Origin of the sequence: Streptomyces malaysiense (genome assembly GCF_000980885.2) — a bacterium.
In the GTDB taxonomy this organism is placed as follows: domain Bacteria; phylum Actinomycetota; class Actinomycetes; order Streptomycetales; family Streptomycetaceae; genus Streptomyces; species Streptomyces malaysiense.
Window position 1 is genome coordinate 1 of sequence record NZ_LBDA02000232.1, and the last position, 314, is coordinate 314.

Sequence of the window (314 nt, forward strand, 5' to 3'; positions counted from 1 at the left end):
CTCGGCGCCGTACTCGAATCCGCCGAAGACGACCGCACCACCTTCACCGGACAGATCTCCCTCACCACCCACCCCTGGCTCGCCGACCACGCCGTCGCCGGCACCGTCATCCTCCCCGGCACCGCACACCTCGACCTCGCCCTCCACGCCGCCCACCACACCGGCCACACCCACATCGAGGAACTCACCCTCGAAACACCCCTCGCCCTGCCCGAAACCGGCAGCCTCCACCTCCAGGTCACCGTCGGCGCCACGGACGAACACGGCAACCGCGCCCTCACCATCCACGCCCGCCCCGCCACCACCGACACCGA

General features: G+C 71.0%; 1 protein-coding gene. It reads left to right on the forward strand.

The window, feature by feature from the left end:
* Positions 1–314: polyketide synthase dehydratase domain-containing protein (locus VT52_RS35105; RefSeq protein ID WP_143071006.1), on the forward strand; the 314-nt coding region annotated here is incomplete at both ends.